We start from the raw sequence: 20861 nt of genomic DNA, 5'->3' as shown, positions 1-20861 counted from the left end.
GATGAAAAGTAGAAAACAATATTTTTTAACCCATTTCTTTGATAACATATAGGGTGAATTATGCTATAATAAATCAAAGAAAGGCGGGAGAAGCATGCAGTCAATCAAGGAAATCAAAGAATTTTTACAGCTGTGTCCGCTTGAGGAGCTGGCGCAAGCCATAGAAACCCTTAAGGAAGATGAGCGCAAAGGGGTGCAAAGTGCCATCACATCGGCTTTAAAAAGAAAGGATGCCAGCGAGAAGGAGCAGCTGCGTCTGGAAGGGCTGTTGGAATATGAAAAGGCCTGCTATGAACAAGGATATGATTTGGTGGCGGGAATAGATGAGGTTGGTCGTGGCCCGTTGGCGGGGCCTGTTGTTGCAGCGGCTGTCCTATTGCCGAAAAATTGCAGGATTGGGGGCGTGGATGATTCTAAAAAGCTTTCTGCAAAAAAGCGAGAGGCTTTATATGATGAAATTTTAGGGAAGGCTGTTTCTTTCGGGGTTGGTGTGGTTTCGTGGGAAAGAATTGATGAAATCAATATTTTACAGGCAACCTATGAGGCAATGCGTGAAGCGATTGCCCAGTTAAACCCTGTGCCAAGGTTTCTTTTGGCGGATGCTGTGACGATTCCTGGAATTTCTATTCCCCAAAAGGGCATTATAAAAGGGGATGCAAAAAGCCTTTCCATTGGGGCGGCAAGCATTGTGGCAAAGGTGTACCGTGACAGGCTAATGGAGGGCTATGATGAATTATACCCAGCCTATGGATTTGCTTCCAATAAAGGCTACGGCTCTGCGGAACATATTGCGGCAATTCGTGTTCACGGGCTTTGCCCCATTCACCGAAAAAGCTTTGTGAAAAATTTTATTACCCCAGAGAACAATCAGACAAAGGGAGCTTTTGGGGAGGAACTGGCGGTGAAGGAGATGCGGCGGAGAGGCTATGAAATTTTAGACAGAAACTATCGCAGCCAAGGCGGAGAAATTGATATTATTGCAAAAAAGGATACATACATCATCTTTGCCGAAGTAAAATATAGAGCGGGGCGGAAAAAAGGAGAGCCGGGCGAGGCCGTGGACAAACGCAAGCAAGGGCATATCATCCGCACAGCACAAGCCTATATTGTGGAGAAGAATTTGGATGGGGATTTCCGCTTTGATGTTGCGGAGGTTTTGGAGGAGGATGGAAAAACGTATTTCCGTTATACGGAGAATGCGTTTTGGCTGGCATAAGGAGCAGAGCATGAGGATAGAGAAAATTGGTGCAGTTGAAGTCGTTGTTTTTGATAATTTAACCCAAACGAATATGGTGAAGCATTGCTTTACCACGCGTCACGGTGGCGTAAGCCAAGGCTGTTTTTCCAGTATGAATATGGGACTAACCCGGGGCGAGGAAAAAGAACTGGTTTTAAGGAATTACGAAATATTAGGGGAGGCTATGGAGTTTTCTAAAGATAATTATGTAACCTCCCAGCAGACACACACCACAAATGTACGTCGAATTATGGCGGAGGACAGAGGAAAGGGTGTTTTGCGTGAGCGAAGATATTCAGACGTGGATGGACTGATTACCAATGCGCCCAATATTCCTTTGGTGATTTTTGGTGCGGACTGTGTACCGGTTTTTTTGCTGGACACAAGGCAAAAAGCCATTGGTATGGCGCATTGCGGCTGGATGGGTACAGGCAAGCGTATGGCGGAGCATACCTTGCAGGAAATGATGGCTGCCTTTGGAACAAACCCCAAGGATGTGGTTGCGGCAATCGGCCCTTCCATCGGAAAATGCTGTTTTCAAGTGGATGCGCCTGTGGTGTCGCTGTTTCGTAAAAATATTGATTTTGCGGAAGAAATTATTTTTGATGATCCCGAGGAGGAAGGGAAATATCGTATTGATCTTTGGGAAACAAACCGTCGCTTGTTGGCGAATATGGGTGTGGAAAACATAGAAATTGCAGGACTTTGCACCATGTGTGATACAGACCGTTTTTATTCCCATAGAAAAATGGGAGAAAATAGAGGTGTTATGGCAGGCGTTATGGAGCTAAAGGGCTGAAAACAGGATGCAGCTATTGTATTTGGAAAGAATACTGTGGTATAATTCTAAAATGGCTTTGTAGGCGAATTTTACCTAATTAATATAGAAAACACAAATTATTATGTGAACTTGAGAAGTATGGAGGAAAAAAATATGAGTAGACCAATCGTAGCAGTGGTTGGCCGTCCCAATGTAGGAAAATCTACATTATTTAACCGCTTGGCAGGGGAGAGAATCTCTATTGTGCAGGATACACCGGGGGTAACCCGCGATCGTATTTATGCGGATGTGGAATGGTTGAATCACAAATTTACTTTGATTGATACCGGTGGATTGGAAATCGGTTCCGAGGAAATTATACAAAAACAGATTTTACAACAGGCAGAAATTGCCATCGAAACCGCCGACGTTGTTTTATTTGTCACTGATGTAAAAACAGGGGTGACTGATGACGATATGCAGGTGGCCAATATGTTGCGCCGCACAAAGAAACCTGTGGTTTTGGCAGTCAACAAGGTGGACAGTACAAGACGGGACACCTTGGACATTTATGAGTTTTATGAGCTTGGCATTGGCGATCCCATACCTGTTTCCGCAGGACAAGCATTAGGCCTTGGTGATATGCTGGATCAGGTTGTGGAGCATTTCTCGGATGGTTCCGATACAGGAGAGGACGATGATGCAATTCGTGTTGCAATCATTGGAAAGCCAAATGTGGGCAAATCCTCTTTGATTAATAAAATTCTTGGGGAGGATCGCTTGATTGTAAGTGATATTCCGGGTACCACCAGAGATGCTATAGATACACCCATTATCGTAGATGGAAAAAAATATATCTTCATTGACACGGCAGGGATGCGCCGTAAAAGCAAAATCAAAGAGGAAATCGAGCGCTTTAGTATCATTCGTGCGGTGGCAGCAGTGGAACGCTGTGATGTGGCCATTTTGGTTATTGATGCCAATGAGGGCATAACCGATCAGGATACAAAAATTGCGGGGATTGCCCATGAAAGAGGAAAGGCTGCCATTGTTGCCGTAAATAAATGGGATTCCATTGAAAAAGATGATAAAACCATGAACGCCTATTTGAAGGATATCGGAAATGAACTGGCATACATGGCGTATGCGCCAAGGGTATTTATCTCCGCCCTCTCGGGACAGCGCATTAACCGTATGCTGGAATTAATCCAGACGGTTCATGAAAACCATGCACTGCGTATCAGCACAGGCGTGTTAAACGAGGTATTGATTGAAGCAACTGCCATGCAGCAGCCACCGGCGGATAAAGGCCGTCAGCTGAAGCTCTATTATATGACCCAGGTTTCGGTAAAGCCGCCGACCTTTGTTATTTTTGTAAATGAAAAGGAATTATTTCATTTCTCCTATCGTAGATATATTGAAAATCAGTTAAGAGATGCTTTTGGCTTTGTAGGCACGCCCATTCATTTTATTGCAAGGGAAAAAGGGGAAAAGGATTGATATGTTTAGACTCATTAGTTTGCTGATCGGGTATTTTATTGGCTGTATTTCTATGGGGTTTATTGTTGGCAAGATAACAAAAACGGACTTGCGTAAAAAAGGCAGTGGGAATTTGGGAACAACCAATGCCCTTCGTGTATTAGGCTTTCGCGCAGGCTTAGCAACATTTCTTGGGGACATTTTAAAGGGGATTTTGGCATTCTTTCTTTGCAGAGCAATTTTTCCAGACAATAGTCTGCTTGCCGGAATTTATGCAGGTACAGGTGCGATTTTAGGTCATGATTTTCCTTTTTACTTGAAATTTAAAGGTGGCAAGGGAATCGCCTCTACCATTGGCCTTGTGCTTTCCTTGGTATTTGTCTTTTCCCCTCTTTTTGGAGTCATTACCATAGGAGTGGGGATTTTGGGAGTTGCCTTTTCCCATTTTATTTCTGTTGGCTCAATTGCTTTTTACATTTCCATTCCCATCTGTGCATTTTTTCTAGGCTTCCCTTTAGAAAGCATTGGAATTTTTACGGCTTTGGCGATTTTGGCAATTTGGCTTCACAGGGCAAACATGAAACGATTGAAGTCCGGCACGGAAAATAAATTTACACTGCATAAAAGTGTGCAGTAGGAGTATATTGGAGGAGGACGGCAATGAAAAAAGTTGCGGTAATTGGTTCAGGCAGTTGGGGCACGGCTTTGGCGGTGATGCTCCAAAAGCATGGGCATGATGTGATTATTTGGTCCAGACGGCAGGATGCGGTAAACGAAATGCAAAAGGAGAGGGAAAATAAAAGATATTTACCCGGCGTTACGTTACCGGAGGGATTGGAGTTTACAACGGACCGTGAGGCAGCGGTAAAGGATGGGGAAATCATTATTTTCTCTGTTCCCTCCAAGGCTGTGCGCCAAACGGCATTGGATTTCGCTCCGTATTTTACAAAGGAGCAGGTCTTGGTGAATGTTGCCAAAGGCTTAGAGGAAGGCAGCTTAATGCGCTTGTCTAAAGTAATTCAAGAGTGTGCGCCTCAATGTGAGGTATGTATTCTATCAGGCCCCAGCCATGCCGAGGAGGTTGCAAGAGATATTCCTACCACTTGCTTAATTGCTTCCGAAAACGAAGAAATAGCAAAAATGGTGCAGATGGAATTTATGAACCCAAGATTTCGCCTATATACCAATACAGATGTGATTGGGGTAGAAATGGGTGCTGCACTCAAAAACGTTATGGCCCTTGCCGCTGGTATTTCCGACGGTTTAGGATTTGGAGATAATACAAAAGCCGCCATTATGACCCGTGGCATTGCGGAAATGAAACGTCTTGGCGTGGAAATGGGCGGGAAAACGGAAACCTTTGCAGGGCTTTCCGGCATTGGAGATTTGATTGTAACCTGTACAAGCATGCACTCTAGAAACCGTAGAGCCGGTATTTTATTAGGCCAAGGCAAAAGCCTTGAGGAGACCTTAGGGGAAATTAAAATGGTTGTTGAGGGCGTGAATACAGTGCAGGCAGCTTATACACTGGCGAAAGAACACAATGTGGAAATGCCCATTACCAATGCCATTTATGATGTGCTGTTTCAAGGGAAAAATGCAGAGCAAGCTGTGCTGGAGCTGATGAGCAGAGGCGGTAAGGCTGAATAAAGGAATAAGAATGCTCTAATTTTGTTGGTTGCATTGAAACCAAAGGAAAGTGGTAAAGTATTTTTTACCACTTTTTTGCGTATTTCCATCAATGATTCAAATAAAATGCTTCATTTTTCCCAGGGTGGCTTTTCATGGGTCAAGGGTGGCACCCTTGCGGGTGATTGAGGGCAAAGCCCTCAAGGTTTTGACTTTGTATTCAGTCTGATTTCCGGGATTTTCATCCCGGGATTTTCATCCCGGGAATGTGATACAAGGGGTGATGTAAATAACATTCATAACCCTCTCGCAAAATAAATTTTTCGGTAGCATCCTTGATTTTTTGTGCAGTATCGGTATTCAGCTCAGCGCCCAATTGAACGGTTGCTTCCTTAGGAAAACCAATATGCCCCTCCCCGGCAATCGTATGGGCAAGCCTTTGGCTATCCATCATATCCTGCCCGTTTAGTGAGATATTCGGGCGTTCCAAATAGTTGGCTTTGACATAATCGGGATGAATGGACAGCATACATGAGGTTTCAATCCAGCCAGCATGATAATCATTTGGAAACTCCTCCAATTTTTTGGTTAATTCAGCAGAATACTTACCCACAATTCCTTTTTCGGCGGCGTGAAATATGGAACCCATAGGTGCCAATGCAATCACGCCGTTTTCTGCATTGATTTTTTCCACCGCCTGCTCAATGGCGATGGTGTGTAGAGGGTCGGCGTGGCCGGAAATGACAATGATATTTTTTACACCCCATTTGGCAATGGCATTTATAGTTTCATACATAACACTAAAGATTAACTCCCGGCTTACATGAATATTGCCAGGAAAATTTCCAATATCCGCAAAGCCCAGGGGAATGGTGGGCAGGGTTCCCCAAGTGTGCTGAGGAAGGGCGCGTTCCAATTGGGCAATGGCACCTGTGATCCATTCATTGGTTTCAAAAAAATCTACACCAATGGGCAAGTGTTTCCCATGTTCTTCCACGGGGGCAATTCCTAAAAACACTGTGAATTTTTCCATATTTATTTTAGCAATTTCTTCCCAGCATTGTATGAGTAAATTGATTGTCATAATGTACCTCCTGAAATTTTTAAGGATGCAAGCTTCACAATCCAAGCAAAGGATGCTAAAATAGAAAAGCAATTATTAAATATACTAGTATAAATATATAGTAGTATAATAATATAGTTATGTCAAGGAGGTTTTTTTGTGCTATCAAAAATCATGACTATTCTTTTGGGAATAATAGAACAACAGCCGGTCAATGCATATGAATTAAATAAATGGTTATCCACTATGCATGTTCGGGATTGGTATCCTATTGCAGGCTCAACGGTTTATGCAACGCTGAAAACGGCTGAAAAAAAAGGCTTTATTATTGGAAATACAGAAAAATCCGGAAATATGCCAGAAAAAACAGTATATTCTATTACAGAAAGCGGTAAATTGAGATTTGTGGAAACGATAAAAAGTTTTTTAATCGATTTTGAATATGATATAACACCTTTTTCCATTGGAATGTTTTTTATTCAGGAAATTGAAAGCAAAGAGGCAATTTTTTTGCTAGAGAAAAGAATTGAACGGTTGAAAAAATATAATGAAGAGGTTGCCTTGCAGATTGACAAAATGACAAACAATAAGGTTCCTAAGCTGTTTATTTTAAATACAAAGCAAAACTTGTATATCGTTCAGGCGCAGCTCAAAGGAGCGGTAGATATTTTGGCAGAAATGAAAAAGATGTGAGGGAAAAATATAATTTTTATATTCCATAGGTTCCTTAGGTATATTTTCGTTCCTTTTACAAATAATACAAGCACAATAGAAATTAAAAGAAACAACCTTATTTGTAAATGGAGGAATTAATATGAAAGCGACGGGAATCGTAAGAAGAATAGATGATTTAGGAAGAGTGGTTATCCCAAAAGAGATCCGCCGTACATTGCGGATTAGAGAAGGAGATCCATTGGAGATTTTTACAGATAGAGAGGGCGAAATTATTTTAAAGAAGTATTCGCCCATTGGCGAGCTGGGAACTTTTGCAAAAGAATATGCAGAAAGCTTGGCGCAAACAGCCGGACATGTTACCTGTATTGTTGACAAGGATCAAATCATTGCTGTTTCCGGTGGTTCCAAAAAAGAATTGTACGAGAAACACATTAGTCAGGAGATGGAGCAGTGCATCAATCGTCGAACAACGCTGATTGCCAATAAAAACGACAGTAATTTTGTGCCGATATTAGATGACGACAGCATGGAAGGATATGATTATCAGCTAATCACTCCCATTATTGCAGAGGGGGATGCCATGGGTGCAATTATTTTCCTTTCAAAGGACAAAAAGATGGGTGAGGTAGAAGGCAAACTGGCACAAACCGCAGCTGGCTTTTTGGGTAGACAGATGGAGCAGTAACAACCAAGATTTTTCTTTATTTTGAAGGAATAAAAAGAAGCTAATTTCAAAAAAACAAAGCGGCATTCGTGAGATTAAATTGAAGCGGATGCCGTTTTATATATGAATAACACGGATGCCCCGTTGATGCTTTCGACTATTTTTGAGATGAAGGGGGAGGGGTTATGATCGCAATTTCTATTTTATTGTAAGTCTGTGGGAAATATGGTACGCTAACAACAGTTTTATTTAAAAGGGGTTACGAAAGATGAACATTACTTTGTGATAAACTTGCGGAAGTGCATTTCAATCCTCACCTATGCAAGAATTGATGATTTCCTTTTGGATTTTGGCGTAATAAGAAGGTTTAATCGCAGGGCACTATTGAAAATGCTTCCTAACTATCAAAATGGTACATATTTGAAGAAAATGCAAGGAGATAAAAGGGTGCATTTCAAGCAGTGTGAAAAAATATGGGTTCAAGTAAGACATCCATTGTTTGCTAGCATTGAGGGTGAAATTGTTTCTTTTACAGATTTACATATTAATGTTGAAAAAAATGCGGCAAGGTTTATATTACCCAAGGGGTTGACTGGAGGTGATTTGCTGAGATTGCTGTTTTGGAAAGGTGGTATGAATATGGATTTGATCATTGGCGGGGTATACGAGCATTATAAGGGGAACAAATACTGTGTTATTGGGTTGGCAAAGCATTCGGAAACCTTGGAGGAGATGATTGTTTATCGTAAGCTTTACGATGATTATGGCCTTTGGGTACGGCCAAAAGAAATGTTTCTGGAAGGTGTGATGGTTGAGGGGAATTTAATCCCTCGTTTTCGCTTGCTTCAAGAATAATGCTTCAAGGCGCTTACTTTTGGGGGAATAAATTTCAAAAAAAGAGGCGCGCTCTATTTCTGAGAGCGTGCCGAAGGTATTCAAAATAAGTAGTCCAAATAGGGAAGAATTCCAAAGATAATAAACAGTCCAAATACGCAAAAAATGGGTAGAGAAAGAAAACGTTCTTTGGGTTCGTATTTCGGTGTATAAGGCTTGGGGTTTATTTTTAAAAACCCATAAAGAATTAACCCTAATAACGGTAAAGATAAAAAAGCGGATACGCCTGTATAAAGCAACAGCACTGCATTTCCCGGAGATTCCATTGCTGCTACTTCCTCTGCTACCGGAAGAAATATTACAATGACATTTGTTGCGTTTATGATAAAATGGGGGATTATAGAGGCCCATATGGAGCCTGTTCGTTCTACCAAAAAGCAAAAAAACAATCCGGCAAAAAAAGCATAAGGGAACTGCTGGGGATTCATGTGCAAAAGTCCAAACAACAGGGCAGTGCAAAAAATTGCCTTCCATGTGCCTAAACGGCGATAGCCTGATAGAAACACACCACGCAAGGAAAGTTCCTCCAAAAACGCCGGTAAAATTGCCATGGTTAGTAATGTACTGACAAAGCTTGCGCCTTCCAGCGTTTCAGCGTATTCTAAGGCTACGTTTGGGAAAAACATAGAAGTAAAGAAGGAAAGAAAACGCATGAGCGGCTGTATGGCAAAGCCGAAAACAATAATTAACAATAAATTTTTCCACCCCAAGGGGGAAAGACGAAAAACTTCTTTTGGATTTTTTTTTGTCCAAATAAAGTATCCCATAATGGGAACTGTAAAATATATCACTTGTACAATGCTGGAAAACCAAGCATAAGGGATTTCTTGCATAATGGGGATAAGATATAAAAGCTGTCCGCTCATAATAAAAAATACGAAAAAGATTAAAGCAAAAAGATTTGTTTGTTTGGTTTGATTCATTTTATCCTCCAAAAAAAGTGAGAGAACAGGGCTTGAAAATAAAACTGTTCTCTATAGTTTATAGTTTAGCTTATGCTTCGGGTGACGATTCATGCGCCTCATTTTTTAAGGCAAGGGGATCATCCTCAGCGTATTTTGCCTGATACTTTCGATTAATATATTCCGAAAGGAACATTTTACAGGTAGCCATAATCGGGACGCCAATAAACATTCCCAAGGGTCCCATGAAAGCGCCACCCAATACCACTGCCAATATAATCCAAATGGGGCTGATATCCAGGGAGTTGCCTAAAATTTTGGGGCCCAGGAAGTTTCCGTCAAATTGCTGTAAAGCAAGTATGAACAAAATTACCCATAAAGCTGTAATTGGATTTACTAAAAAAGTAATCAAAGCAGCGGGAATTGCACCGATAAACGGCCCAAAGTAGGGAAGCATATTACTTACGCCAATAATCAAGCTTAGGATTAAAGGGAATGGTGCATTCAGCAGGGAAAAGCCAATAAAAGCAATAATTCCGATGATTAAAGAGTCAACGGCTTTGCCTACAATAAAATTTTGAAAAATTAGATTAATTCGTTGGGCGTTATCAAACATTTGTGCTGCCTTCCGGCGGTTTGTAAGAGCGTAAACAATTCGGCACCCATGCTTTTTGAAGTTTTCCTTATCATAAAGCATATAAAAGGAAATGAAGATTCCCATGATAATATCCACGGTTATTTTTCCTACGGAGTAAAGGTTTGAAGCGATATTGGAGATCAGCTGCGGCACGTTTTGGAAGATTCCCAAAATTGGCGCAAGCACCTTGTTGATAATATTGGTTACATCGTCCCCGTTGATAAAACCAATACGATCAAAGAAATTTGTAATAGTTGTATTTAACTGATCAGAGTAAGTGGACAACTGAGATACAAAAGAAAGGACAGAATCCTTCAGCTCGGGAATGAGATAGATACTAATCCAGCAGATGCCCCCGATGATAATGACATAATTGACTAAAATACAACCGGTTCGCAAAAGCTTTCTGTGCTTTTGTGTTTTAGGAAATAATTTCACAAGAATTTGTTCGAAAAACTTCATAAAAGGGTTCATAACATATGCTATGATATACCCAATGAAAAATGGGGAGCCTAAACGTAAAATTGCATTTAATGTCTTATGAAAAACATTACTTAAGCCGGGAAGATGCCCGATAATTTTTTCAAACAAAATGACAGCCGCAGCAACGGCAAAAATGTACAGACTAATCTTAAGATAGGTTTTGTCTAATTTTTTAAAATCAATTTTTCGCATAGGTACTCCTCTTTAATGTTTTTAGGAAGTAATCATTCTTTCTTTTAATAATACTATGAAAAATGTTTTTTTTCCATAATAATTGCGTTAAATTTCAAGGATATACAAATTACTTGCAGATTTTTATTTTAAAATAAATATTTAGCGGGATTTTTGAAAAAATAAAAAATGTCTAAAATTTTTATAGTTAAAAAAAACTAATTTTTAATTTATTATTATAGATTACATGTCCTTTTTTAAGAAAAACCAAACAAATTCCTTATATTTCTTTACGTTTTTTCCTATCGATTGACGAAGAAACCCAAAAGACTTTATAATATTAATATAAAAAAGGGAGGGGCTTTGACATGAATGAGGAAATGATACGTCAATTTGGGACAGAGTTTCAAAAAATAGAAACGGAAATCGGCTCGGTAATTATTGGGCAAAAGGATTTAATCAGAGGGGTTTTGACAGCGATGATTGCCGGAGGAAATGTTTTGCTTGAGGGTTTGCCGGGGCTTGGAAAGACACAATTGGTCAAAACCATCGGGAAGGTTTTAGATTTAGACTTTTCCCGTATCCAGTTTACGCCCGATCTGATGCCTGCCGATGTTACAGGAACCTCGGTTATGACAAAAAACCAACAGGGAGAGATGGGCATGGAATTTCGCAGGGGTCCCGTTTTTTCAAACATTGTTTTGGCGGACGAAATAAACAGAGCAACCCCGAAAACACAAAGTGCTTTGCTTGAAGCAATGCAGGAGCATACCGTGACCAGCGGAAATGAAACGTACTTGCTGCCGGAGCCTTTTTTTGTATTGGCTACTCAAAATCCTTTGGAATCAGAGGGAACCTATCCATTGCCGGAGGCGCAGATGGACCGTTTTCTATTCAAGCTTGACGTATCCTTTCCTACGAAGGCAGAGCTTTTGGAAATTGTTCATTCCACCACCACAGGCAGCCAAAGAGATGCAAAAAAGGTTTGCGGACAAGAAAAGCTCCTGGAGATGAGGGCTGTGGCAAGGGAAGTGCCTGTTGCAACACCTGTGGCGGAGTATATTATGGATATTGTTTTAAAAAGCCATCCCGAATATGACCAAGCGCCGGAAATGGTAAAAAAATATGTGAGCTTCGGGGCAAGCCCAAGAGGTGCTCAGGCGATTATGATGACTGCAAGGGTTTATGCGCTGATGGCAGGGCGTTATAATGTAGCGTATGAAGATGTGAAGGCAGTTGCCAAGGGCGCTTTGCGCCATCGTATTTTCCTAAACTTTGAAGGTATGGCTGATGGGATTGCGGTAGATGAAATTATAGAGGCAATATTGTTATGAAAACATTACAAGACATTTTTACAAAAGAATATTTAATGCAATTAGAGAAGCTTTCTTTTTCTTTGCGTCAAAGGCTGAGTGTGGATGGCTACAGCGGCGCAAGAAAATCTCATGCCAAAGGCAGTTCGCTAGAATTTTCGGATTTTCGGGAATATATTATGGGGGACGACCTAAGGCGAGTGGATTGGAATAGTTTTGGGCGATTCGGCAAGCTTTATGTGAAGCTATTTATGGAGGAAAAACAGGCGGAAATTAATATTTTTTTGGATTGCAGCAGCTCCATGGAAAAAGAAGAGAAGTTTTTGCAGGCCAAGGCGTTTGCGGCATCTTTGGCGTATATAGGTCTTTGCAGCGGTGACCGTGTGAGTTTATTTCTATGGAATGATTCCATTATTTTGGAAAAGCGAGGAAGCACTGGGAAAAACTGCTTTTTTGAGCTATTGGGGCTTCTTGAGAAGGCGAAGTGCAGCGGCGGCTCCAATCTTCTGCGTGCCGGTTTATACAGCGGCAAATTGGGACGAGGTATAGCAATTGTTATTTCGGATTTTTTTACGGAGGTGCCTTTGGAGGAAGCGGTGCATGTTTTACAGAAAAAAAAGCAGCAGGTGTGCCTAGTACAGGTGTTGTCCATGGAAGAGGAGCAGCCAAAGGAAGGACAGGCTGTGCGGCTAAAGGACTCTGAAACGGGAGAAACCTGTGATTTGGAATTGACTTCTTCGGTGCTGTTGGCCTATAATAAGGCGTTAAAAGAGCATAGAGGGGCATTGGGTGATCTTTGTTTTGGTTCGGGTGCAGTGTTTTATTGCATGAACGAGCATACGCCCATTTTTACTGCCATTCGAGAGGTTTTGCATTAAGGGATTGTTTTTTATTGATAGAAAAAGTGGTTTATCTAAAGGTGTCGGCTTTGTCGACACCTTTTTTGTAAAAACAGGATTTCAACGAATAAGTTAAAATTTCCGAAGCTGTTTGCGGAGAAAAGCTTTTCCAACCCATTTGGTTGGGCAAATATTTTTTTGATTTTTTGGCGTCGTAAAATTTTTGTTTTAAGCTGAAATTATTTTAAGATTTTTTCGATATTAAGGAAAGCCACTTTCATATTGAGATAGACAAAAATTTATGATATAATATATTATTGCAGATAATAATTAAAACCATCTGCTAGGAGGCGGTTTTTAATGGATACAAAGGATTTCGATATTGCAAAGAATATTAAAATGACTGAAAATTTGCAATGCCAGATGTTATCGGCTGTGGCTCAGTTTTTTTCCGCAATGCAAGAAAATGCAACGAAAGGGGAAAAAGCAGAGATATTGGCTGAGCTGGAAATTGTGATGTATCTTTTGGCGGCAAGGATGGGAATTTCAAAGGAAACCCTTGACCAAAAAGCTGCGGCAAAGCTGAAGCTTGGACTTTTGCAAGAAGAAAGGCCTGAATGGAAAACTTCTCTTTTGGAATTGCACCGGGAACTGGGGCTTAAGCTATGAGGGAACAGTGTGGTTTGGAGGCATAAAAATGTTTAAATTAAATAAACGTGATAAGGTAATCCTTCCTATTTTATTCATGGCAATGATTGTTTTTATTTGTGCTTTGGTGGATATTTACTTGGGAATTGGAACGTTAATCGGGGGAGCTGCTGTTTTTTTCGGCTGGCCGGTGTTAAAGGAGCTGCACATTCCCTTTGAAGTAGATAAGGAAGATGCTCCATCTTTTTTAGATACTATGGTATTGCAGGAGAATTTTCAAATACCACAGAATTTACCAATTCCTTATGCGGTTTTGGATATTCGTGGACATATACTAATGTATAATAATAAATTTACAGAGGTTTATGCCAATATTGACGATGCAAAAGCGTCTGTGGAACAATTATTACGACATAGTGGTGAGGGGGAAAAAACCTTGCTGGAAGTTGGCGAAAAAATTTTTGAAGGGTCTTTAGATCACTGTGATGTGGTTGAGGAAAACGGTGCCGTTGGTACTGTTTTAACCATGACTTTGGTGGATGCAACTCAAAAACAGCAGCTGGTGAAGCTTTTGGAAGAACAACAGACGGTTGTAGGCATGATTTTTTTGGATAATTACGAGGAAGTTGTGGATAGTTTAGACGAAACTCGTTGGCCAATATTATCAGCCTTAATTGATAGAAAATTAAATCAGCTGGCGCAAGATGTGGACGGCGTGATTCGAAAGCTGGAAAAGGATCGATATTTCTTTTTGCTAAAAAGAGGTAGGCTGGTACAATTAAAAGAAAAGAAATTTGAGTTTTTAAATGACATTCGTGAGATTAGCGTTGGAGATCATATTCCTGTTACCATCAGTATGGGTATTGGGTGTGGCGAAAACTCCCTAGAGGAGGCAATGCAAAATGCTAAGGCTGCCGTTGATTTGGCTTTAGGCAGAGGCGGGGATCAGGTTGTAATGAAGGAGGGTGAAAAGTATCTCTTTTTCGGCGGGAAAACCGGTGAAATGGGGCGCAATGCACGAATCCGCGCTAGAGTTAAGGCAGACGCCCTTTGGGATTTAATGGGTGAATCCTCGGGAATATTGGTTATGGGACACAAAAACGCCGATTTGGATAGTATGGGTGCTTGCATGGGTATTTGTGCCATTGCAAGGGCGATGGATAAAAAAAGTCATATTGTAATGAATGAGGTTGGGGTTGGTATTCGCAGACTTTGGGACAAGATGGAGAAAAGCGGCAACTTTACAAACCTAACGATAAAAACCGCCGAAGCTTTAAAAATGATGGATAACAACACCTTGGTAATCATTGTCGATACCAACAGAAAAAGTATGGTGGAAAGTCCACCGGTGCTGGACGCGGCAAAAAGAGTTGTTCTCTTTGATCATCATAGAAAGAGTGCAGACGCAATTGATCAGGCGGTGTTGGTTTATCATGAGGCATATGCATCTTCCACTTCAGAGCTGATTACGGAGATGATTCAGCATATTGGCAAGAAGATAAGGCTTACCAACATTGAGGCGGATGCCCTTTTAGCCGGCATAACGGTGGATACAAAGAATTTCTGCGTAAAAACGGGGGCGATTACCTTTGAAACGGCGGGGTTTTTACGTCGTAACGGGGCGGATAGCATTCGTGTACGGCTGCTTTTCCAAAATGATATGGATGCATATAAGGCCAAGGCTACTGCGGTGAGGGATGCGGAGTTGTTTATGGATAATATCGCAATTTCCGTTTGCCCAGCCAATGTTGAAAATTCAATGCTGACAGCGGCGCAGGCTGCGGATGATTTAATGAATGTAACGGGAATTAAGGCCTCTTTTGTGTGCTGTAAAGTGGGGAATACGGTGTATATCAGTGCTCGCAGCTTTGGTGACATTAATGTTCAAAGAATTATGGAAAGATTGGGCGGCGGCGGGCATCTTACAGTTTCGGGTGGTCAGCTTCAAGATTGCACGCTGGAAGAAGCCAAGGAGAAGATACGTCATGCCATTCAAGAATATTTGAAGGAGGAAGCATAATATGAAATTGATTTTATTACAGGATGTAAAAAGTGTTGGAAAAAAGGGCGATTTAATTAACGCCAGTGAAGGCTATGCAAAAAATTTTTTGCTGCCCAAAAAGCTGGCTGTGGAAGCAACAAAGTCCAATTTAAATGATTACGAGCTGAAGCAAAAATCCGAAGAAAAACGTAAGCAAGAAGAACTGGAAGGTGCACAGAAAATTGCGGAGGCTTTGAAGGAGAAAGTGGTTACCATTAAAGTGAAAACTGGCGGAAACGGTAAGTTATTCGGTTCTGTTACCAATAAAGAGGTTGCTGAAGCAATTGTGGAGCAAACGAAGCTGGATATTGACAAAAAGAAGGTTTCTATCGGCGACCCAATTAAAATGGTTGGAGAAAGAACAGCTACAATCAAGCTGCACCCAAAGGTAACAGCAGAAGTTTTGATTAAAATTGTGGAAGCTTGATTGCAGTGGAGGCGGAATACATGGAACAGAAAGAAAAACAAAATGAAAATATCCGTGGCGTGCCGCCCTATGATGAAACAGCGGAACAGGCTGTATTAGGCTCTATGTTTTTGGATCGGGATGCGGCTGCGATTGCCCTTGAAGTTCTTATGGGGGAGGATTTTTATCGTCCCGACCATAGAATGGTTTTTGAGGCAGCGCAAGAGTTGTATCGTTCCGCCGCGCCTATTGATGTAATCACAGTGAAAAATAAGCTGGAGGAGAAGGGGGTTTTTGAACAGGTAGGCGGCGTGCCATTTTTGGCCACCCTTTCTACTGCGGTAGGCAGCTCCGTGAATGTGCGGCATTATGCATCGATTGTAGAAGAAAAATCCGTGTTGCGAAGGTTAATTCGAACAGCGGGAAACATTTCTCAAATGAGTTATGATGGAAAAGAGACCATAAATAGCATTATGGAGCAGGCGGAAAAAAGTATTTATGAAATTATGCAAAAGCGCCATACGGAGGAGTTTCATCATATTCGTGATATTGCTGTAGATTCCATTGAAAAAATTGAGGATATTTACCGCTCTAAGGGTAAGCTGACGGGTGTATCTACAGGCTTTGTTGATTTTGATGCTAAGACGGCTGGGCTGCAAAAGTCCGACTTGATTCTCCTTGCTGCCCGCCCCTCCATGGGAAAGACTGCCTTTGCTTTAAATATTATTCAAAATGCGGCAATCAGGAGCAATGTGCCTGTGGCTGTGTTTTCGTTGGAAATGAGCCGAGATCAATTGGTAAACCGTATGCTTTGTTCGGAGGCAATGCTGGACGCCCAAAAGCTAAGAACGGGTGAGCTAAACGATAAGGATTGGGAGGATTTAATTCGGGCCATGGGTCCCCTGTCCCAAGCACCCATTTATATTGATGATACTCCGGGGATTTCTCCTATGGATGTGCGATCCAAGTGCCGTCGCCTAAAGGCGGAAAAGGGACTGGGATTGATTGTGATTGATTACCTACAGCTAATGAGCGGGAATGGCAGAACAGATTCTAGGCAGCAAGAAATTTCTGAGATTTCCCGTAATTTAAAGGCCATTGCCCGTGAGATGGAAGCCCCTTTGATTGCTTTATCTCAGTTGAGCCGTGCCTGCGAGCAAAGAAGTGACCACAGACCTATGCTTTCCGACTTGCGTGAGTCCGGTGCCATAGAGCAGGATGCTGACGTAGTTGCTTTTTTATATCGGGATGAGTATTATTTTCCAGATACTGAGAAAAAAAATCAAGGGGAATTAATCATTGCGAAGCAAAGAAATGGCCCTACGGGAATTGTGGATTTAACTTGGTTGGGACAGTATACAAAATTTGGAAATTTTTTGAAAAAATATTGAGTAAACTTTCTTGTTGCAAAAAAATTTGTGTTTTTTTACTGCAGTTAACATTTTTTCATTGAAAAAGAAAAAAGTTTTTGAAAATTTTGCACAAAGGGTGTTGACGTTAAAATTTTTCAGGAATATACTATTATTATGTATAAAAATAATTATAAAAGCAGAGGTGATTCAAATGGATGGCAAAAGCGATGGTATACCTTTAGAACCTGAGAGTTATCGAACGTATCAGTTGAATATTGCCGTGTGTTTGGGTTTGCTTCATTTTCTGAGTTAGACCCTTCGGTTTTTGTGCCCTTTTTTGGATAACACACGGCGAATTTGAAGAAAATAAGTCGTGTTTTTTTATTGGAACGGGGTGAAGGCAATGGAGGAAATGCAGAAATTATTTAATGTTTTAAATAAGTTAATGGAATCAGGAGAGTATGCTCGTTTAAAAGATGAGTTAAACTCGGAACAGCCTGTTAATGTGGCGGAATATTTTGAAGAATTGACCGCCGAAAAGCAGTTGTTTGTTTTTCGTTTGCTTACAAAGGATATGGCGGCAGACGTCTTTTCCTATATGGATAGCGATACCCAGGAGCATATTGTTCATTCTATTACGGATCGAGAGGTTCGCAATATTGTGGATGAGATGTTTTTGGATGATACAGTGGATTTCTTGGAGGAGGCTCCGGCAAATCTAGTAAAGAAGGTTCTACGCAATACGGACGCAGAAACAAGGAAACTGATTAATCGTTTTTTGAATTATCCTGAAAATTCTGCGGGAAGCTTGATGACCATTGAGTTTGTAAAGCTGCGCAGTAGTATGACGGTTGCCACTGCAATGAAGCAAATTAAGCAGACGGGAACGGATAAAGAAACGATTTATACCTGCTATGTGATTGATGATCAAAGAAAGCTGATTGGGGTTGTGCCATTAAGAACTTTGATTTGTGCGTCGGATGATGAAACCATAGAAGAACTGATGCAGGAGGATATTGTTTCTGTATTAACCACGGATGACCAGGAAGAGGTTGCGAATATCTTTAAAAAATACAACTGGATGGCTTTGCCGGTTACGGACACAGAAGGGCGTTTGGTTGGTATTATTACTGTTGATGACATCGTAGATGTTATCGAACAGGAAACAACGGAAGATATGGAAAAGATGGCGGCGTTAATTCCTTCAGATGAGGAATATTTAAAGACCCCTGTTATGATACTTGCAAAAAATAGAATTGTATGGTTGTCTTTATTGATGGTTTCGGGTACTTTAAGCAGCATGGTTATTGTTCGGTATTCTAGCCTTATTGAAACAGTAGTAATTCTTTCTGGATTTATACCAATTATAACAGATACAGGCGGTAATGCCGGTTCTCAAGCATCTACCATGATTATTCGTGGTATGGCATTAGGTGAAATTCAATTAAAAGATGTGCTTAAGGTTGTGTGGAAAGAAATTCGCGTGGGGGTTATTTGCGGCTTAGCTTTAGGCCTTATGAATATGCTTAAGATGACACTAGTGAACAGTGACGCTGGATTTTGGGTAAATCTTTCGGTATCCGTTAGTATGGCGCTGGTTGTTGTTTTGGCTAAGACAATTGGCTGTTTCTTGCCAATTTTAGCAAAGGCCTTTAAACTAGACCCTGCAATGATGGCTGGGCCGCTGATTACTACGGTTGTCGATGTAATTGCTTTGATTATTTATTTTACGCTTGCGGCAATTTTTGTATTATAGAAGGTTTTCAATATCTAATTGAAATTACAGCTTTTAGAGAGGCGATGACAGCGGGAGGTGCTTGTTGTCGCTTTTTTTGTAGATAGATTTTAAAACTTCAGAATAGGCTATATTGAAAAGCATTCAAAACAGCCAAAACAGGCTTTGTTTTATAGCTAACAGGGAATATCAACACTTGTGGAAAACAGCTATAAAGCTGTAGATTTGAGAAATGGTATGCTTTCTTTGAAAAAAGATGATTTTGTATTCCGGGGTTCATGTTGGTGAGGAGAAGGATTTCATACAAGAAACAAAAAAGCGATAATCATTTTTATGATTATCGCTTTTTTTCTAAAACTATTGCAAATCAAATGATATTATGCAATAGACATACCCAAGAACAAACCTGCTATGATGATGCACAAAATAGCAATGGGAGCTGCGAATTTTACAAGGAAAGCCCAAGCAGGTGCCAAACTGAATTTGTATTTTCCATCAGAGGTCGCCTCTTTAATTGCATTGTCTGTACCCCAAATCCAACCAACAAAAACAGTTGTGAAGAATGCGCCAAAAGGCAGCAATAGACGGTCGGTCAGGTATTCCATGAAGTCGCCTAAAATAGGGAACTGAACACCATCCAATGACCACCAGATACCCTTGATGTTCATGTATGCCTGAGATAATGTGTAGAATACACCGATGACAAACAAAACCATGGAAACATAAACAACGGTTTTCTTACGTTCCATACCTTTTTCTTCAACCAGAAATGCCACGGTGCCTTCCAAAATGGAAATAGAGGAAGTAATCGCCGCAAAGAATAACAATGAATAGAACAACAAGCCGAATATAGTACCACCGGGAATTGACATAAATACACCTGCCAAAGTAGCGAAAGCAAAACCGCCACCCATACCAGGGTCAATACCTGTTGCACATACAGCAGGGATAATCATGAAGCCGGCAAATAAAGCAACGCAAGTATCCAATACACAAACAACACCGGTATTGCTTATCAGGTTGTCTTCTTTGCTCAGGTAAGAAGCATAAGTGATCATAACGCCCATACCTAAAGAAAGAGAGAAGAATGCCTGACCAAGAGCTACAAGGAAGGAATTTCCGTTAATTTTGGATGGATCAAAGTGCAGCATATACGCAACGCCTTCGCCAGCGCCGGGCAATGTACAAGCACGAATCATCAAACCAATCAGCAAAATAAACAGCAAAGGCATAAGGAATTTGCTGAGTTTTTCAATACCATCCGCAACACCACGACTAATAATGAAGGATGTTAAAGCAAGGAATATAAGAGGGAAAATGATTGCGCCTTGAAGAGGGAATCCGTTTACACCCAGCATATTCAAGAAGTAAGCAGTAGGGTCTGCATATACAGTTGCGGATTCTGTGAGATAAGCAATAATATACTTGATCGTCCAGCCGCCAACTTGGCAGTAATAGCAAAGAATAATAAAACCTGTTAAAACCCCCAGACCGCCAACCCAGGAATATTTTTCGTTCAACTCCCGCAGAGCGCCAATTGCGTTCTTTTGTGTTTTACGACCAAGTACGAATTCTGCAAGCATTACAGTTGTACCGATTATAGCTACCATAAGTATGTAGATTACCAAGAAAGAACCGCCGCCGTTATTGTATGCTTTACCGGGGAACTTCCAGATGTTACCGAGACCTACTGCAGATCCAGCCGCAGAAAGGATAAATCCTAATTTGGATCCAAATTGACCACGGTTTTCTATTGTTGTTGACATATAATTCCTCCTAACAAAATGAATGATTTCGTATAAACAAAATGCCGCGTCCATCCAGCAACGATTCCGCCACGAACGAACAAGTTTCGTGTGACGATTGAATGCTACATCCTAAGTCCCTCCCTCCATGTTAAACTGCATTACTGTTGTTTTGCCACAACTTCGTG

Annotated in this window: 19 protein-coding genes and 1 pseudogene; 16 read left to right on the top strand and 4 right to left on the bottom strand. The window is 41.0% G+C overall.

The genetic code is table 11. The annotated features are described in order from the left end of the window. Positions 1-94: 94 nt before the first annotated feature. The 6 genes and pseudogenes from CLNEO_RS13665 to CLNEO_RS13645 form a co-directional block, all read left to right on the top strand. Positions 95-853: pseudogene (locus tag CLNEO_RS13665) on the top strand (ribonuclease HII); the annotation flags it as partial. Beyond that, positions 839-1216, top strand: a complete 378-nt coding sequence (locus tag CLNEO_RS16700) for a YraN family protein (protein WP_278276631.1) — start codon at positions 839-841, stop codon at positions 1214-1216. The pseudogene CLNEO_RS13665 and the gene CLNEO_RS16700, both read left to right, overlap by 15 nt. Beyond that, positions 1167-2036: a peptidoglycan editing factor PgeF gene (gene pgeF / locus CLNEO_RS13660; protein ID WP_157723594.1), complete on the top strand. Its 870-nt coding sequence runs from the start codon at positions 1167-1169 to the stop codon at positions 2034-2036. Before CLNEO_RS16700 ends, pgeF begins: the two co-directional genes overlap by 50 nt. A gap of 135 nt (positions 2037-2171) precedes the next feature. Then, the gene (der, locus tag CLNEO_RS13655; protein ID WP_066090265.1) at positions 2172-3497 is read left to right on the top strand and encodes a ribosome biogenesis GTPase Der; all 1326 of its coding nucleotides are present in this window, start codon (positions 2172-2174) and stop codon (positions 3495-3497) included. 1 nt (position 3498) lies between these two features. After that, positions 3499-4113, top strand: coding sequence for a glycerol-3-phosphate 1-O-acyltransferase PlsY (plsY, locus tag CLNEO_RS13650; protein ID WP_066090262.1), 615 nt, complete (start codon positions 3499-3501; stop codon positions 4111-4113). Between the two features lie 23 nt (positions 4114-4136). Beyond that, complete coding sequence (locus CLNEO_RS13645) at positions 4137-5126, top strand: NAD(P)H-dependent glycerol-3-phosphate dehydrogenase (protein ID WP_066090259.1); 990 nt, start codon at positions 4137-4139, stop codon at positions 5124-5126. Positions 5127-5346: 220 nt separating this feature from the next. Here the strand turns inward: CLNEO_RS13645 and CLNEO_RS13640 are convergent, their stop codons facing one another. Beyond that, positions 5347-6189 (bottom strand): creatininase family protein, encoded by an 843-nt coding sequence (locus CLNEO_RS13640; protein ID WP_066090256.1) that lies wholly within the window; start codon positions 6187-6189, stop codon positions 5347-5349. 138 nt (positions 6190-6327) lie between these two features. Between CLNEO_RS13640 and CLNEO_RS13635 the strand changes: the two genes are divergently transcribed. The 3 genes from CLNEO_RS13635 (at position 6328) to CLNEO_RS16570 (ending at position 8362) form a co-directional block, all read left to right on the top strand. Continuing rightward, positions 6328-6861, top strand: a complete 534-nt coding sequence (locus CLNEO_RS13635; RefSeq protein ID WP_066090253.1) for a PadR family transcriptional regulator — start codon at positions 6328-6330, stop codon at positions 6859-6861. Positions 6862-6982: 121 nt separating this feature from the next. Beyond that, positions 6983-7528 carry a stage V sporulation protein T gene (spoVT, locus tag CLNEO_RS13630; protein WP_066090250.1) on the top strand — a complete coding sequence of 182 codons (546 nt, stop codon included), beginning with the start codon at positions 6983-6985 and terminating at the stop codon, positions 7526-7528. A gap of 261 nt (positions 7529-7789) precedes the next feature. Then, entirely contained in the window at positions 7790-8362 is a 573-nt protein-coding gene (locus CLNEO_RS16570) for a DUF1653 domain-containing protein (RefSeq protein WP_330382607.1), read from the top strand. A gap of 80 nt (positions 8363-8442) precedes the next feature. On the opposite strand, the gene CLNEO_RS13620 is transcribed toward CLNEO_RS16570, so the two are convergent. Together CLNEO_RS13620 and CLNEO_RS13615 are read right to left on the bottom strand one after the other, a co-directional pair. Further along, on the bottom strand, positions 8443-9324 hold the full coding sequence (locus CLNEO_RS13620; protein ID WP_066090247.1) for a type II CAAX endopeptidase family protein: 882 nt from the start codon (positions 9322-9324) through the stop codon (positions 8443-8445). 70 nt (positions 9325-9394) lie between these two features. Beyond that, positions 9395-10615 (bottom strand): AI-2E family transporter, encoded by a 1221-nt coding sequence (locus CLNEO_RS13615; RefSeq protein WP_066090244.1) that lies wholly within the window; start codon positions 10613-10615, stop codon positions 9395-9397. Positions 10616-10962: 347 nt separating this feature from the next. Here CLNEO_RS13615 and CLNEO_RS13610 point away from each other — a divergent pair, with 347 nt between their 5' ends. The 7 genes from CLNEO_RS13610 (at position 10963) to mgtE (ending at position 18949) form a co-directional block, all read left to right on the top strand. After that, positions 10963-11928, top strand: a complete 966-nt coding sequence (locus CLNEO_RS13610) for an AAA family ATPase (protein ID WP_066090241.1) — start codon at positions 10963-10965, stop codon at positions 11926-11928. Beyond that, positions 11925-12785: a DUF58 domain-containing protein gene (locus CLNEO_RS13605; RefSeq protein WP_066090237.1), complete on the top strand. Its 861-nt coding sequence runs from the start codon at positions 11925-11927 to the stop codon at positions 12783-12785. Before CLNEO_RS13610 ends, CLNEO_RS13605 begins: the two co-directional genes overlap by 4 nt. Positions 12786-13106: 321 nt before the next feature. After that, entirely contained in the window at positions 13107-13415 is a 309-nt protein-coding gene (locus CLNEO_RS13600) for a MazG-like family protein (RefSeq protein ID WP_066090235.1), read from the top strand. Positions 13416-13443: 28 nt separating this feature from the next. Further along, positions 13444-15414, top strand: coding sequence for a DHH family phosphoesterase (locus tag CLNEO_RS13595; RefSeq protein WP_066090232.1), 1971 nt, complete (start codon positions 13444-13446; stop codon positions 15412-15414). Position 15415: 1 nt separating this feature from the next. Further along, on the top strand, positions 15416-15862 hold the full coding sequence (gene rplI, locus CLNEO_RS13590) for a 50S ribosomal protein L9 (RefSeq protein ID WP_066090229.1): 447 nt from the start codon (positions 15416-15418) through the stop codon (positions 15860-15862). Positions 15863-15882: 20 nt separating this feature from the next. Continuing rightward, positions 15883-17232, top strand: coding sequence for a replicative DNA helicase (gene dnaB / locus CLNEO_RS13585; protein WP_066090226.1), 1350 nt, complete (start codon positions 15883-15885; stop codon positions 17230-17232). Between the two features lie 373 nt (positions 17233-17605). Beyond that, on the top strand, positions 17606-18949 hold the full coding sequence (gene mgtE, locus CLNEO_RS13575) for a magnesium transporter (protein ID WP_083532044.1): 1344 nt from the start codon (positions 17606-17608) through the stop codon (positions 18947-18949). Between the two features lie 356 nt (positions 18950-19305). Here the strand turns inward: mgtE and CLNEO_RS13570 are convergent, their stop codons facing one another. Further along, entirely contained in the window at positions 19306-20694 is a 1389-nt protein-coding gene (locus CLNEO_RS13570; RefSeq protein ID WP_066090220.1) for a sodium-dependent transporter, read from the bottom strand. Between the last annotated feature and the right edge of the window lie 167 nt (positions 20695-20861).

The sequence above is a fragment of the Anaerotignum neopropionicum genome, from assembly GCF_001571775.1.
In the GTDB taxonomy this organism is placed as follows: Bacteria; Bacillota; Clostridia; order Lachnospirales; family Anaerotignaceae; genus Chakrabartyella; species Chakrabartyella neopropionicum.
Note: the sequence above shows the minus strand (reverse complement) of the source record. Positions and strands in the feature narration are given on the sequence as shown.